12 protein-coding genes are annotated in these 15,268 nt (G+C 58.5%); 9 read left to right on the top strand and 3 right to left on the bottom strand.

The genetic code is table 11. From position 1 onward, the window contains the following. Positions 1–60 precede the first annotated feature (60 nt). On the bottom strand, positions 61–1,437 hold the full coding sequence (locus tag ACA064_RS30105; protein WP_150642242.1) for a glutamine synthetase family protein: 1,377 nt from the start codon (positions 1,435–1,437) through the stop codon (positions 61–63). A gap of 280 nt (positions 1,438–1,717) precedes the next feature. Here ACA064_RS30105 and ACA064_RS30100 point away from each other — a divergent pair, with 280 nt between their 5' ends. The 8 genes from ACA064_RS30100 (at position 1,718) to ACA064_RS30065 (ending at position 10,551) form a co-directional block, all read left to right on the top strand. Further along, the gene (locus ACA064_RS30100; protein ID WP_497671346.1) at positions 1,718–2,152 is read left to right on the top strand and encodes a gamma-glutamyl-gamma-aminobutyrate hydrolase family protein; all 435 of its coding nucleotides are present in this window, start codon (positions 1,718–1,720) and stop codon (positions 2,150–2,152) included. 36 nt (positions 2,153–2,188) lie between these two features. Next, entirely contained in the window at positions 2,189–3,547 is a 1,359-nt protein-coding gene (locus ACA064_RS30095) for a glutamine synthetase family protein (RefSeq protein ID WP_497671345.1), read from the top strand. A gap of 58 nt (positions 3,548–3,605) precedes the next feature. Next, positions 3,606–4,970 (top strand): aspartate aminotransferase family protein, encoded by a 1,365-nt coding sequence (locus ACA064_RS30090; RefSeq protein ID WP_497671344.1) that lies wholly within the window; start codon positions 3,606–3,608, stop codon positions 4,968–4,970. Positions 4,971–5,139: 169 nt separating this feature from the next. After that, entirely contained in the window at positions 5,140–6,252 is a 1,113-nt protein-coding gene (locus tag ACA064_RS30085) for a polyamine ABC transporter substrate-binding protein (RefSeq protein WP_497671343.1), read from the top strand. A gap of 186 nt (positions 6,253–6,438) precedes the next feature. Then, the gene (locus ACA064_RS30080) at positions 6,439–7,533 is read left to right on the top strand and encodes a polyamine ABC transporter substrate-binding protein (protein WP_497671342.1); all 1,095 of its coding nucleotides are present in this window, start codon (positions 6,439–6,441) and stop codon (positions 7,531–7,533) included. A gap of 71 nt (positions 7,534–7,604) precedes the next feature. Then, the gene (locus ACA064_RS30075) at positions 7,605–8,747 is read left to right on the top strand and encodes an ABC transporter ATP-binding protein (RefSeq protein ID WP_497671341.1); all 1,143 of its coding nucleotides are present in this window, start codon (positions 7,605–7,607) and stop codon (positions 8,745–8,747) included. After that, positions 8,744–9,664 carry an ABC transporter permease subunit gene (locus tag ACA064_RS30070; RefSeq protein ID WP_497671340.1) on the top strand — a complete coding sequence of 307 codons (921 nt, stop codon included), beginning with the start codon at positions 8,744–8,746 and terminating at the stop codon, positions 9,662–9,664. Before ACA064_RS30075 ends, ACA064_RS30070 begins: the two co-directional genes overlap by 4 nt. Beyond that, on the top strand, positions 9,661–10,551 hold the full coding sequence (locus ACA064_RS30065; RefSeq protein ID WP_497671339.1) for an ABC transporter permease subunit: 891 nt from the start codon (positions 9,661–9,663) through the stop codon (positions 10,549–10,551). The genes ACA064_RS30070 and ACA064_RS30065 overlap by 4 nt, the downstream gene beginning before the upstream one ends. A 233-nt stretch (positions 10,552–10,784) precedes the next feature. Here ACA064_RS30065 and ACA064_RS30060 read toward each other — a convergent pair whose 3' ends face one another. Continuing rightward, positions 10,785–11,426, bottom strand: coding sequence for an HD domain-containing protein (locus ACA064_RS30060; protein ID WP_497671338.1), 642 nt, complete (start codon positions 11,424–11,426; stop codon positions 10,785–10,787). Positions 11,427–11,734: 308 nt separating this feature from the next. Between ACA064_RS30060 and ACA064_RS30055 the strand changes: the two genes are divergently transcribed. Next, the gene (locus ACA064_RS30055) at positions 11,735–12,700 is read left to right on the top strand and encodes a GlxA family transcriptional regulator (RefSeq protein WP_497671337.1); all 966 of its coding nucleotides are present in this window, start codon (positions 11,735–11,737) and stop codon (positions 12,698–12,700) included. Between the two features lie 126 nt (positions 12,701–12,826). Here ACA064_RS30055 and ACA064_RS30050 read toward each other — a convergent pair whose 3' ends face one another. Next, positions 12,827–15,220 (bottom strand): penicillin acylase family protein, encoded by a 2,394-nt coding sequence (locus ACA064_RS30050; protein WP_497671336.1) that lies wholly within the window; start codon positions 15,218–15,220, stop codon positions 12,827–12,829. Between the last annotated feature and the right edge of the window lie 48 nt (positions 15,221–15,268).

Below are 15,268 nucleotides of genomic sequence, written 5' to 3'. Positions count from 1 at the left end.
TCAGTCGTAAAAAAACGCCGCAAGCTTTTCGGCCGGCGGCGTTGTTTTTACTGCATCCGCTTACACGGTATGCAGGTACCAGTTGTACTCGAGGTCGGAGATGGAGTGTTCGAACTCCTCCAGCTCGCTTTCCTTACAGGCGACGAAGATATCGATGTATTTCGGATCGATGTACTTGGCCATGACTTCGCTGTCGTCCAACTCGCGCAAGGCATCACGCAGGTTGTTCGGCAGGCTCTGCTCGTTCTGCTCGTAGGAGTTGCCTTCGACGGGTGCGCCAGGCTCGATCTTGTTGGTCAGGCCGTGGTGCACACCGGCCAGAACCGAAGCCATCAGCAGGTACGGGTTGGCGTCAGCGCCGGCAACGCGGTGTTCCAGACGGACCGCGTCGGTAGAACCGGTCGGCACGCGCACCGCAACGGTACGGTTGTCCAGACCCCAGCACGGTGCGTTCGGCACGTAGAACTGTGCGCCGAAACGACGGTAGGAGTTGACGTTCGGGCAGAGGAAAGCCATCTGCGCCGGTAGGGTCTCGAGCACACCGCCGATCGCGTGACGCAGTGCGGCGTTCTGCTCGGGATCCTCACTGGCAAAAATGTTTTTGCCGTCTTTATCAAGAATCGAGATGTGGACGTGCAGACCATTACCCGCCTGGCCCGGATAAGGCTTGGCCATGAAGGTGGTGTCCATCTCATGGTCGTAGGCGATGTTTTTGATCAGACGTTTGAGCAGTACCGCGTAATCGCACGCTTTGATCGGGTCGGCAACGTGGTGCAGGTTCACTTCGAACTGCGCCGGGGCACTTTCCTTGACGATCGCGTCGGCCGGGATGCCTTGCTCTTTCGCACCTTCCAGAATGTCCTGGAGGCAGTCGACGTATTCGTCGAGGTCGTCGATCAGGTAGACCTGAGTCGAATGCGGGCGTTTGCCGGAGATCGGCGAGCGCGGAGGTTGTGGCCGGCCATTCACGTTCTCCTGGTCGATCAGGTAGAACTCCAGTTCGAATGCGGCGCAGATGGTCAGGCCCATCTCGTCGAACTTGGTAACAACTTGGCGCAGGACTTCGCGCGGATCGGCGAAGAAAGGTTCACCTTCGATTTCGTGCATGGTCATTAACAGTTGCGCGGTAGGGCGCTTCTGCCAAGGTTCATTGCACAGGGTGTCGGGGATTGGATAGCAGATTCGGTCAGCATCACCGATGTCCAGGCCCAGGCCGGTGCTTTCCACCGTTGAGCCATTGATATCCAGAGCAAATAGAGAGGCCGGCAGGTTGATGCCTTTCTCGTAAACCTTGTGGAGACTGGTGCGTTCAATGCGCTTGCCGCGCACCACACCATTCATATCCGCAATCAGAAGGTCAACGTACAGAACCTCAGGATGTTCCTTAAGGAACGCGTTCGCTTCGTTAAGCTGAACGGCACGCGGGGGTACCGACATGATGCAACACCTTTGTTGTTAAAAATATCAATCATTGAATTCTAGAGATTCCAGTCAACCCGAACGGCATGCCGAAGTCAAGTAAGGCCTTTTTTGCCCTGAAAAAGCGCTACAAGGGCATTTTTGGGGCAATTTAAACGTGGTTTTATGCATTCCGGGCCTTTGGTGTCCACAGGCTTGAGCGGGCCGTGTTGTATTTTTTACGGGGGTGTTGTGTAAAAAAATGAACAAGGCTAAGCTCGATTCAAAACCCATAACAGCAATAATACCGGGGTGCTTCATGTCTCGCCTGCCGTTAATCGGCGTCACCGCCTGCTCCAGGCAGATCGGTTTGCATGCTTATCACTTCAGTGGCGATAAGTACGTCCGCGCAGTCGCTGTTGCTGCAAAGGGCCTGCCATTGATTCTTCCGTCTCTGGCGGAACTGCTCGATCCGACCGATATTCTTGACGGTCTGGACGGCATCCTGTTTACCGGCTCTCCTTCAAACGTCGAACCCTTCCACTATAGCGGACCTGCCAGCACTCCGGGGACTGCTCATGATCCTGCACGCGATCGCACCACGCTCCCGTTGATTCGCTCCGCTGTTGCGGCGGGCGTTCCGGTGCTCGGGATCAGCTCCAACCCCCATTACCTTGCCATCTTCCAGGCATTTGGCGATGCCTGTCGAATGCGTGCAATCCAACGCGACGCGGATGCGTCAACCAGCGCCTGACTCCAACGAGTCAGGAAACTCAGCCCAGAGGCATTTATGAGTAACAACCTCGACCAGCTCACCGATTGGTTGAAAGACCATAAGATCACAGAAGTCGAATGCATGATTGGCGACCTTACCGGGATTACCCGCGGCAAGATCTCGCCGACCAACAAGTTCATCGCCGAGAAAGGCATGCGCTTGCCCGAGAGTGTGCTGTTGCAAACAGTGACGGGCGACTATGTCGAAGACGACATCTATTACGAACTCCTCGATCCGGCAGACATCGACATGATCTGCCGTCCCGATCAGAACGCGGTATTTCTCGTGCCCTGGGCCATCGAGCCGACGGCCCAGGTGATTCACGACACCTACGACAAACAGGGCAACCCGATCGAGCTGTCGCCGCGCAACGTGCTCAAGAAGGTTCTGAAACTCTATGCCGACAGAGGCTGGCAGCCGATCGTGGCGCCAGAAATGGAGTTCTACCTGACCAAGCGTTGCGAAGACCCGGACTTCCCGTTGCAGCCGCCGATTGGCCGCTCCGGTCGCCCGGAAACCGGTCGGCAGTCCTTCTCTATAGAAGCAGCCAACGAATTCGACCCGTTGTTCGAAGACGTCTACGACTGGTGCGAATTGCAGGAGCTGGACCTCGACACGCTGATCCACGAAGACGGCACGGCGCAGATGGAAATCAACTTCCGTCACGGCGATGCCTTGTCTCTGGCCGACCAGATTCTGGTGTTCAAGCGGACCATGCGCGAAGCGGCGCTCAAGCACAACGTTGCCGCGACGTTCATGGCCAAGCCGATGACCGGAGAGCCTGGCAGTGCCATGCATTTGCACCAGAGCATCCTCGACATCGAGACCGGTAAAAACGTCTTCTCCAATGAAGACGGAACCATGAGTCAGTTGTTCTTGCATCACATCGGCGGTCTGCAGCGATTCATTCCCGAGTTGTTGCCGCTGTTCGCTCCGAACGTCAACTCGTTCCGCCGCTTCCTGCCGGACACCTCGGCGCCGGTGAACGTCGAGTGGGGCGAAGAGAACCGCACCGTTGGCCTGCGTGTGCCGGATGCCGGTCCGCACAACCGCCGGGTGGAAAACCGCCTGCCGGGTGCCGATGCCAACCCTTACCTGGCCATCGCCGCGAGCCTGCTTTGCGGTTACATCGGCATGGTCGAGGGGATCGAAGCTAGCGCACCGGTGGTCGGGCGTGGTTACGAACGACGCAATCTGCGTCTGCCATTGACCATTGAAGATGCACTGGAGCGCATGGAACGCAGCACCACCATCGAGAAGTATCTGGGCAAGAAATTCATTACTGGCTACGTCGCGGTCAAGCGGGCCGAGCATGAAAACTTCAAGCGCGTCATCAGTTCGTGGGAGCGGGAGTTCCTGCTGTTCGCCGTCTGATGCGCCGGGCGCTGCTGTTCCTGGCGGCGCCCCCTACTGGAATCTTAGGAGAATTCGTATGACCAGCAACAACCCGCAAACCCGTGAATGGCAAACCCTGAGCAATGATCACCACCTGGCCCCTTTCAGCGACTTCAAGCAGCTGAAAGAGAAAGGCCCGCGGATCATCACCAACGCCAAAGGCGTGTACCTCTGGGACAGCGAAGGCAACAAGATCCTCGACGGCATGGCGGGCCTCTGGTGCGTGGCCATCGGCTACGGTCGCGATGAGCTGGCTGATGCCGCCAGCAAACAGATGCGTGAGCTGCCTTATTACAACCTGTTCTTCCAGACCGCTCACCCGCCGGTGCTGGAATTGGCCAAGGCCATCGCCGACATCGCGCCTGAAGGTATGAGCCACGTGTTCTTCACCGGTTCCGGCTCCGAAGGCAACGACACCATGCTGCGTATGGTTCGTCACTATTGGGCGATCAAGGGCCAGCCGAACAAGAAAGTTATCATCAGCCGCATCAACGGCTATCACGGTTCGACTGTGGCTGGTGCAAGCCTGGGCGGCATGACTTATATGCACGAACAGGGCGACTTGCCGATCCCGGGTATCGTGCACATCCCGCAGCCGTACTGGTTCGGTGAAGGCGGCGACATGAGCCCGGAAGAATTCGGTATCTGGGCGGCCGACCAACTGGAGAAAAAGATTCTCGAAGTCGGCGTCGACAATGTCGGTGCCTTTATTGCCGAGCCGATCCAGGGTGCGGGCGGGGTGATCGTGCCGCCAGAAAGCTACTGGCCGCGCATCAAGGAAATCCTCGCCAAGTACGACATCCTGTTTGTCGCCGATGAGGTGATCTGTGGTTTCGGCCGTACCGGTGAGTGGTTCGGTTCCGATTTCTACGACCTCAAGCCGGACATGATGACCATCGCCAAGGGCCTGACCTCCGGTTACATCCCTATGGGCGGCCTGATCGTGCGTGACGAAGTGGTCGAGGTGCTCAATGAGGGTGGCGATTTCAACCACGGTTTCACCTACTCCGGGCACCCGGTAGCGGCTGCGGTCGCACTGGAAAACATCCGCATCCTGCGCGACGAGAAAATTGTCCAGCGCGTTCATGCAGAAACGGCACCTTATTTGCAAAAGCGTCTGCGGGAACTGAACGATCACCCCTTGGTGGGTGAAGTTCGTGGAGTCGGTCTGCTGGGTGCCATCGAGTTGGTTCAGGACAAGGCCACCCGTGCGCGGTACGTCGGGAAGGGCGTTGGCATGATCTGCCGGCAATTCTGCTTCGACAACGGCCTGATCATGCGCGCCGTGGGCGACACCATGATCATTGCTCCGCCACTGGTGATCAGTCATGCCGAGATCGACGAGCTGGTGACCAAGGCTCGCAAGTGTCTGGACCTGACCTTGAGTGCATTGCAAGGCTAAGTGCTAGGCTCTGAGCGGGGGTGTGAGATTGCACTTTCGCTCGGAGCAAACAAAGGATGGGTCTTTCCTTGAAAGCCTGCCTTGGATCTTGCCAGACTACCCATTGTTCCAGTTGCCCGGGAATCGGCCGCTGAGCACGTGGTTAAAAAGAATAATTGGAGCATTACGCATGAAGGCATTAGGTTTAAAGATCGCTGGCAAGACCCTCCTTGCCTTGTCGCTGCTGGGGGTGATGGCTGGGGCTGCCCAGGCGGATGACAAGGTACTGCGCGTATACAACTGGTCCGATTACATCGCGCCGGACACCGTCAAGAAGTTCGAGACCGAGTCGGGGATCAAGGTGGTCTACGACGTTTTCGACAGTAACGAGACCCTTGAAGCCAAGTTGCTGGCAGGCAAGTCCGGTTACGACATCGTCGTACCGTCGAACAACTTCCTCGCCAAACAGATTAAAGCCGGGGTTTACCAGAAGCTGGACAAGTCCAAGCTGCCTAACTGGAAAAATCTCAACCAGGACTTGCTCAAAGCGGTATCGGTGAGCGATCCGGGCAACGAACACGCTTTCCCTTACATGTGGGGGTCGATCGGTATCGGCTTTAACGCAGAGAAAGTCAAAGCCGCGCTGGGTGCCGACGCACCGACCGATTCCTGGGATTTGATCTTCAAGCCCGAGAACGCCGCGAAGTTGAAGTCCTGCGGTATCAGCGTCCTCGATTCGCCGACCGAGATGATTCCGGTCGCGCTGCACTACCTCGGTTACCCGACCGACAGCCAGGACAAGAAACAGCTGGCCGAAGCTGAAGCGCTGTTCATGAAAGTCCGTCCATCGATTGGCTATTTCCACTCATCCAAGTACATCTCGGACCTGGCCAACGGCAACATCTGCGTGGCTATCGGTTACTCGGGTGATATCTACCAGGCGAAGTCCCGCGCGGCTGAAGCCGGTGACAAGGTCAAAGTCAGCTACAACATTCCGAAAGAAGGTGCCGGCAGCTTCTTCGACATGGTCGCTATCCCCAAGGATGCGGAAAACGTCGAGGGCGCCTACAAGTTCATGACCTTCCTGATGAAGCCGGAAATCATGGCTGAAATCACCAACGCCGTGCGTTTCCCGAACGGTAACGCGGCAGCCACCGCATTGGTTGAAAAAGACATCACCAGCGACCCGGGCATTTATCCGCCAGCGCAAGTCATGGCCAAGCTGTATGCCATCGCCGATTTGCCGGCCGCTACCCAGCGGATCCTGACCCGCAGTTGGACCAAGATCAAATCGGGTAAATAAGCCGGTTTGAAGCAATGCCTGTAGCCGCCGACCCTCGAGCGGCGGCTACGGGAATAATTAAATGACAGAAAGTTTTGCTGGAACGGTTTATCGAGGGTAAGTTGCGCGCCGGTTTTGTTGCCAGGCAGCTATGGCTGTCACGTAACGCGGGCACAACTGCGGCCCAACTATTTAGAGGACCTCAACGTGCCTATTTCTTTGTTTCGCAACGCTATGCTGATCGGTGCTGGCCTGACTCTGGCGCTCGGTGTTCACGCGGCACCTACCGTGCATATTTATAACTGGTCGGATTACATCGGTGAGACCACCCTGGTCGACTTCGAAAAAGCCACCGGTATCAAGCCGGTGTATGACGTGTTCGATTCCAACGAAACCCTGGAAGGCAAGTTGCTGGCCGGGCGCACCGGTTATGACGTGGTCGTGCCGTCCAACCACTTCCTCGGCAAGCAGATCAAGGCCGGGGCGTTCCAGAAGCTCGACAAGTCGAAGTTGCCGAACTATTCGAACCTCGACCCGGCGTTGCTCAAGCGCCTGGAGAAGAACGATCCGGGCAACCAGTACGCGGTGCCTTACCTGTGGGGCACCAACGGCATCGGCTACAACGTCGAGAAGGTCAAGGCGGTACTGGGTGTCGACAAGATCGATTCCTGGGCAATGCTCTTCGAGCCTGAGAACATCAAGAAGCTTTCCGCCTGCGGCGTCTCGTTCCTCGACTCCGCCGATGAAATGCTGCCAGCGGTGCTGAACTACATGGGGCTGAACCCTAACAGCGAGAACCCGGAAGACTACAAAAAGGCCGAAGCCAAGCTGATGGCGGTGCGGCCTTACGTGACCTACTTCCATTCATCCAAGTACATCTCGGACCTGGCCAACGGTGACATCTGCGTCGCCGCCGGTTTCTCCGGCGATATCTTCCAGGCCAAGGCGCGTGCGGCCGAGGCTGGCAAGGGCGTAGACATTGCCTACGTGATTCCCAAGGAAGGCGGCAATCTGTGGTTCGACCTGCTGGCGATTCCCAAGGACGCCAGTAACGTCAAGGAGGCCCACGCCTTTATCAACTATTTGCTGAAACCCGAGGTGATCGCTCAGGTCAGTGATTATGTCGGCTACGCCAATCCCAACCCCGGATCGGACAAGCTGATGGAGCAGTCGATACGCAATGACGAAACGGTTTATCCACCGCAATCTGTCCTCGACAAGACCTACGTGTCTACCGAGTTACCGCCGAAGGTGATGCGTGTAATGACCCGCAGCTGGACCAAGGTCAAGTCGGGTAAATAGCTTCAACGGCTTAAACTATCCAAGGTTCGCCTGCATTGGGCGAACTGCAAATTTTGTTGGGAGTTTCGTAAATGGCAGTTGCCTCCGGCGCCTATAAGAAAGCCCTCGAGGGCGACCAGACACCTAAACAGGTGCTGGTTAAAATCGACCGGGTCACCAAGAAGTTCGACGAGACGATTGCCGTGGACGATGTGTCCCTGGAAATCAAGAAAGGCGAGATTTTCGCTTTGCTCGGCGGCTCGGGATCGGGCAAATCCACCTTGCTGCGGATGCTCGCAGGCTTTGAACGGCCCACGGAGGGGCGCATTTTTCTCGATGGCGTAGACATCACCGACATGCCGCCCTACGAGCGGCCGATCAACATGATGTTCCAGTCCTACGCCTTGTTCCCGCACATGACCGTGGCGCAGAACATTGCCTTCGGTCTCAAGCAGGACAAGATTCCGTCGTCTGAAGTCGATGCTCGCGTAGCCGAGATGCTCAGGCTGGTACAGATGAGCCAGTACGCCAAACGCAAACCGCATCAGTTGTCCGGTGGTCAGCGTCAACGGGTGGCACTGGCACGTTCGCTGGCCAAGCGGCCGAAGCTGTTGCTGCTCGACGAACCGATGGGTGCTCTGGACAAGAAGCTGCGCTCGCAGATGCAGCTTGAGCTTGTCGAGATCATCGAGCGGGTCGGCGTAACCTGCGTCATGGTGACTCACGATCAGGAAGAGGCCATGACCATGGCCGAGCGCATCGCGATCATGCACCTGGGCTGGATCGCCCAGATCGGCAGCCCGATCGACATCTACGAAACCCCGACCAGTCGTCTGGTCTGCGAATTCATCGGTAACGTCAACATCTTCGAAGGTGAAGTGATCGAAGATGCCGAAGGCCACGCGACCATCACCTGTAAGGACCTGGACCGCCAGATTTACGTGGGCCACGGCATCAGCACCTCGGTGCAGGACAAATCCGTGACCTACGCTATCCGTCCGGAAAAACTGCTGGTCACTCCAGACATGCCGACCTGCGAATACAACTGGTCGAGCGGCAAGGTACATGACATCGCCTACCTGGGCGGGCACTCGGTGTTCTACGTCGAATTGCCGAGCGGGAAACTGGTTCAGTCCTTCGTGGCCAACGCCGAGCGCCGCGGCACACGACCGACCTGGGGCGATCAGGTCTATGTGTATTGGGAAGATGACAGTGGCGTGGTACTTCGCTCATGAACATGAAAAAATTCAAGCGCCGGCTACAACGAATAACACCCGGTGGCCGTCAATTGGTCATCGGGGTTCCGTTCCTCTGGCTGTTTCTGTTTTTCATGCTGCCGTTCTTCATTGTGCTGAAGATCAGCTTCGCTGAAGCCGACGTGGCCATTCCGCCGTACACCGAGATCTACAGCTACGTCGAGCAGAAGGTCCAGCTGCTGCTCAACCTCAGCAACTACGTGATGCTGAGCGAGGACGAGTTGTACATCGCCGCTTACCTCGGCTCGCTGAAGATGGCATTGGTCAGCACTGTCCTTTGCCTGCTGATCGGTTATCCAATGGCCTATGCCATTGCCTCTGCGCGCAAGGAAATGCAGACCGTACTGATACTGCTGATCATGATGCCGACCTGGACCGCGATCCTGATCAGGGTTTATGCGTGGATGGGCATCCTCAGCAACAACGGCCTGCTCAACGGCTTCCTGATGACGATGGGCTGGATCGACGAACCACTGCAGATCCTTAACACCAACCTGGCGGTCTATATCGGCGTGGTGTATTCCTACTTGCCATTCATGATCCTGCCGCTCTACGCCAACCTGGTGAAGCACGACAACAGTCTGCTGGAAGCCGCTTCCGACCTGGGTTCGAGCACCTTCAACAGTTTCTGGAAAATCACCATCCCGCTGTCCAAGAACGGCATCATCGCCGGCTGCATGCTGGTGTTCATTCCGGTAGTGGGTGAGTTCGTGATCCCGGAACTGCTCGGCGGTCCGGAAACCCTGATGATCGGTAAAGTGCTCTGGCAGGAATTCTTCAACAACCGTGACTGGCCGGTGGCGTCCGCCTTGGCCGTGGTGATGCTGGCGATCCTGATTGTGCCGATCATCCTGTTCAACCGCAGCCAGGCTAAAGAAATGGAGGGCAAAGAATGAAGCGCTTCAGTTTTTCAAGCCTGATGCTGGTACTCGGCCTGCTGTTCATCTATCTGCCGATGCTGATCCTGGTGATCTACTCGTTCAACGCCTCGAAGCTGGTGACGGTCTGGGGCGGCTGGTCGATCAAGTGGTACGTCGGCCTGCTGGACAACACGCAACTGATGGGCTCGGTGGTGCGCTCCCTGGAGATCGCCTGCTACACGGCGGTCGCCGCGGTGATATTGGGTACGCTGGCGGCCTTCGTGCTGACCCGCATCACCCATTTCAAGGGCCGCACGCTGTTCGGCGGCCTGGTCACCGCGCCGTTGGTGATGCCCGAAGTGATCACCGGCCTGTCGCTGTTGCTGCTGTTCGTGGCCATGGCGCAGATGATCGGCTGGCCGCAGGAGCGCGGCATCATCACCATCTGGATCGCCCACACCACCTTCTGCGCGGCCTATGTGGCGGTGGTGGTCTCGGCGCGCTTGCGTGAACTGGACCTGTCCATCGAAGAAGCGGCCATGGACCTCGGTGCCCGGCCGTGGAAGGTGTTCTTCCTGATCACCATCCCAATGATCGCGCCTTCGCTGGGGGCGGGTGGCATGATGTCCTTCGCCCTGTCGCTGGACGATCTGGTACTGGCGAGCTTCGTGTCGGGTCCGGGTTCGACGACCTTGCCGATGGAAGTGTTCTCGGCGGTGCGCCTGGGGGTGAAACCGGAAATCAACGCGGTGGCCAGCCTGATTCTGTTGGCGGTTTCGCTGATGACCTTCCTGGTCTGGTACTTCAGCCGCCGTGCCGAAGAACATCGCAAACGCGCGATCCAGCTGGCCATCGACGAAAGCGCTGCCGACTCCTGGAAACAACCGGACATCCGCCGCGCCCCGGCACCGGCTTCGGTTTAACGACCCGGTACCAAAAAACCTCGCTCCCTGGACGCAGAGCGAGGTTTTTTTATGCGCTCGCAAACCATTGTGGCGAGGGGGCTTGCCCCCGCTGGAGTGCGCAGCACTCCCAAACCCTGCGAATGCGGTATGTCTGAAGTGATGCGGTTACAGGTTTTGGGGCTGCTGCGCAGCCCAACGGGGGCAAGCCCCCTCGCCACAGTACCGTGGTCAGCTCAGCAGCATTGTTTAGCTCAAGCCGCCCAAGGGGATTGGCGGATGACTTCGACGAAGTTCATCGGCTTGAACCCCGGTTCCTGATCCACCAGAACATCGGTCTTCACATTGCCGAAGGTGGTCTGCGGACGATGACGCAAGCCATTGGCGAAGGCGCAAATGATGCATTCCTTGAACTCCGCTCCCCGCGGATGCGCATGCACCACCGCTTCACGTTGCACGCTGGAAAACGCCGCGTAATCCAACCCCAGCACATCCATCTCCACGCCCGCAGTCACCAGCGCTACGGTCGGACGCAGGTGTTTGGGCACTCCTGGCGTCGTATGCAGGGCGATGGACAACCAGACCTGCTCGATATCGTCATCGCTCAGCCCGTAAGGTTTCAGAAACGCCTTGGCCGCATTCGCCCCATCGACTTCGAAACGCTCGTCATCGCTGCGATGACCCTCCACCAGTCCCAGGTCATGGAACATCGCGCCGACGTACAGCAGCTCCGGATCGTAAGCCAGTTGCTGGCGTTCACCACTCAATGCGCCAAACAGAAACACCCGGCGCGAGTGGTGATACAGCAGGTCGGATTCAATGTCGCGTATGTATTCAGTGGTCGCCCTGGCCAGGGCGCTGTCGGGGATTGTAATACCGGCAATGGTACTGCTCATGATGGTTGCCTCGCGGGGAACGCCGTGGCGGCGCTGATGAATCCAGTCTGTCCGTGAGTCCCCGGGTGAACAATCGACACGAGGCTGCGATCCCGGCCAATCAACGTGCATATCGCGCCAACTCGCTTGTTGGCCGGTGTTTCGCTAGGGTTGGCGTGCAGCCTAAAAAGATCGCAGCCTTCGGCAGCTCCTACGCCGACCGCATTCCCCTGTAGGAGCTGCCGAAGGCTGCGATCTTGGCGATATATCTCGCACTGAAGGTCCTGACCTTGCTATCCCTCTCATAGCCATAGAAGGCAATCCATCCCATGAGCAAAACCGTTGCCATCGTGGTTTTTTCCGGGGTTCAGTCGCTGGATGTCACTGGGCCAATGGATGTGTTTTCCGAAGCCAACCGCTTTCTTGCGCCTGATGACCACTACCGGTTGGAGGTGATTGGCGTGGAGCGCGGCGTAATGCCCTGCTCGAACGGTTTGGTACTGCAGGCTCATCGGCATTTCAGCGAAGCACTCGAGGCCTATGACTTGTTGTTGGTCGCCGGTGGGCCACAGTTGCCATATCAGGATTTCGGTGCCGGCTTTGATCTCTGGTTGCGCGAAGCCAGTGCTCGCTCGAAACGCTTTGGTTCGATCTGCAACGGTGCATTCATGCTGGCCCGCGCGGGACTGCTCGAAGGGCGGACCGTCACCACCCACTGGGGCGATGCGGTTGCGCTGGCGGCGCTGTGGCCATCGACTCAGGTCGAGGCCGATCGCCTCTATGTGCGGGATGGCGAGCTCTACACCTCGGCGGGGGTGACAGCAGGGATCGACTTGTCGTTATACCTGCTGGCCAGGGATCACGGGCCGGAAGTCGCGCTGAGCGTGGCCAAAAGACTGGTGGTGTTCACCCAGCGCTCGGGCGGGCAATCGCAGTTCAGTCCGTTCCTCACGCCCTATGCCGAAGCCACCTCGCCAGTGGCGAGGGTCCAGCACTACGTGTTGGCCAATCTGACTGGCGACCTGACCATTGCTGACCTGGCCCAGGCCGCCAATATGAGTGCGCGCAATTTTTCCCGGGTGTTCGCCCGGGAAGCCAAAGTCACCCCGGCCGAATTCGTCGAGCAGGCGAGGGTGGATGCCGCCAGGGTGATGCTGGAAAGCGGTAGTGCTCCGCTCAAGACCGTGGCCTATCAATGCGGGTTTCGCGATGCCCAGCACATGCGCAGCGTGTTCAATCGCAGGTTTGGGGTGACGCCGCAGCAGTTCCGGATGAATTTTTCGGCGATGGTTTGATGCCTGACAGACCGCCAAAGATCGCAGCCTTTGGCAGCTCCTACAGAATTTGTGTACATCCGATAATTTTCGGCTGTATTCGGGCGGCGTAGGAGCTGGCGAAGCCTGCGATCTTTTGATGTTTGCTTATTGAACCACCTTCGCCGGCACCAGTTTCAAGGTGCTGCGGGTGTTGGCCGCTACTTCCTCTTCGCTGAAATGCGCCTGCTGGTAAATCCCCTCGATGTACGCCTCGGCCTGGTCATCATAATGCTTGTCGAACAACACGCCGCTTTGCCCGACCGGGTTGATGGTCAGGCTGTGGGCCGGGTCGGCAAAGTCGATGATGCGTCGGGTCGACGGACCGTAGGTCACCGGCCACGGCGCCGGCCCGATCCTGGCCGAGAGGTTGTTTGGCACTTCGTGGCTGCCAGGGGCTTCGAACGGGCCGACGTTGAAGACTCGGTCCAGTGGTTTTTGCAGCCCCAATGGATGGCCATGGGTCAGGGTGTGCGCCTTGCCCCACAACCATTGGTTCGAGTCATCGCCGAGAGTGGCCTTGAGGTGGGCGATGCTGGCCTGCCAGGCAGCCGTGACGGTGTCGGCGCGGCTTTCCTTGCCGAGGGTGTTGCGGTTGTCCCACCACGGCGAATCGGCGGAAGCGGCAAGACGTGGCAACGCGGCATCGATCACCCGAGTGGAGAGCAGGGTCGCGAAGAAACCATCGCCCAATTCGTCATGGAACGCGGCATCGGTCAGGTTGAATAGCAGCTGGTTGAACAGCGTGGCACTGGTGGAATCCTGCGGGTAGTCGCCTTTCCACTGCGCCAATTGCGCCAGCAGTTTGAGTTCCGTGGGGTCTTTCACCACCTCTCGCAGCACCGGCAAGAGCGGCGCCAGCAGGCGTGGGCCGTAAGCTGTGGTGGTACCCAGTTGCAGCTTCTGGCTTCTCTCCAGGTCCCATTTTACATTCGCCTCGCTCAGCTGTTTGTTCAACTGCTGACCGCGATCCGCCAGGTTGTAATAGCCAGGGATCTCCATGGTTGGCGACAGCGGCTGGAAGTTGGCCGAGACGATGTAGCCGCGCGCCGGATTCTCTTCCTGGGGGTTGGCGCTGAATGGGTAAAAACCGTCCTTGTCTGCCTGACCGGTACTGCCGTCGAGGATAAAGCCCGGCTTGACCCCGGCCGGACGCTTGGGCAGTTGCGCCGCCGCCCACCAACCGATGTCACCCTTGGCGTTGGCCCACAGCAGATTCAAGCCCGGCGCCTGCACCTTGGCCGCAGCACCACGGGCCTTGGCCAGGGTGTCGGCGCGGTTGAGTTGGTAGAAGCCGTCGATAATCGGATTCTGGGTTTCGAGGAACGCCCACCACATGGCAATCGGCGTCTTGCTGACGTTGGTGCCGAGCAGGTCATTGATGATCGGGCCGTGGGGCGATTGGCGCAGGACCAGCTTGACCGGTGCCTGGCCTTTGACGGCGATCTGCTGTTCGCTGCTGGTCAGCTCGACCCACTTGTCCCGATACCAGATCTGATTGGGGTTATCCGGGTTGACCTTTTCGGCGATCAGATCGAGGTCATCGTTCTGGAACATGGTCATGCTCCAGCCGAAGTCGCGGTTGTGACCCAGGGACGCGAAGGGCATCAGCGCCTGGTAGTGGCCGTACAGCTCGAAGTCGGGCGCCGACAGATGAGCTTCGTACCACACCGAAGGCACGGAGAAGCGAATGTGCGGATCGCCGGCCAGCAGCGGTTTGCCGCTGGTGGTCCGGTTGCCGGAAATCGCCCAGGCATTGCTGCCTTCGAACTGCGGCAAGCCGTGGTCGGCCAACGCCTGTTCGCTCAGCCGGGCAATGGCGTTCAGGTCTTTCCAGTCACTGGCCGCCAGGGCAGGTGTCGCGGCCAGCACGCCCTTGGGTTGCCAGTCGAGGTCAAACACACCGAGATAGCCATTGCCCAGTTGGTCGCGGACAAAGGTCAGCAAGGGTTCGGTGCGAAACGCCGCGGCAAAGCTGTAGGCCATGTAACCGACGATGCTGATGGTGTCCTGGGCGGTGAACACGCGCTTGGGGATGCCCAGTACATCGAACTCCATGGGCCTGGCGTGAGTCGCCTGATATTGGTTGATACCGTCCAGATAGGCTTGCAGGGCCTTCCAGCTGGCAGATTGCTGGTCCATTGCGGCCAGGTAAGTCTCGGCGCGCTCGCGGATGCGCAGGCTGCGCATCAGTTTATCGGTGTCGAGCAATTTCGGACCCAGCACGTCGGCCAGCTCGCCACGGGCCAGCCGACGCATGACTTCCATCTGGAACAGCCGGTCTTGAGCCTGTACATAACCGAAGGCGCGGTACATATCAGCCTGGTTCCCGGCGCTAATATGCGGCACTCCGCGTTCGTCATAACGCACCGTAACCGGACCTTGCAGCCCCTGCAGTTCCACCAACCCTTTGCGCGATGGCTGCTTGCTGTACACGTACCAGCCCCCACCGATGGCGAGTGCGACGACCAGGGTGGCCAGTACGGTCAGGCTGCGTTTCATTGAAGCTCCTTGTTCTTATTCTTGGTTGCCGCCACTCGGGACCGCGAA

The sequence above is a fragment of the Pseudomonas sp. LBUM1658 genome (genome assembly GCF_059716055.1).
Note: the sequence above shows the minus strand (reverse complement) of the source record. Positions and strands in the feature narration are given on the sequence as shown.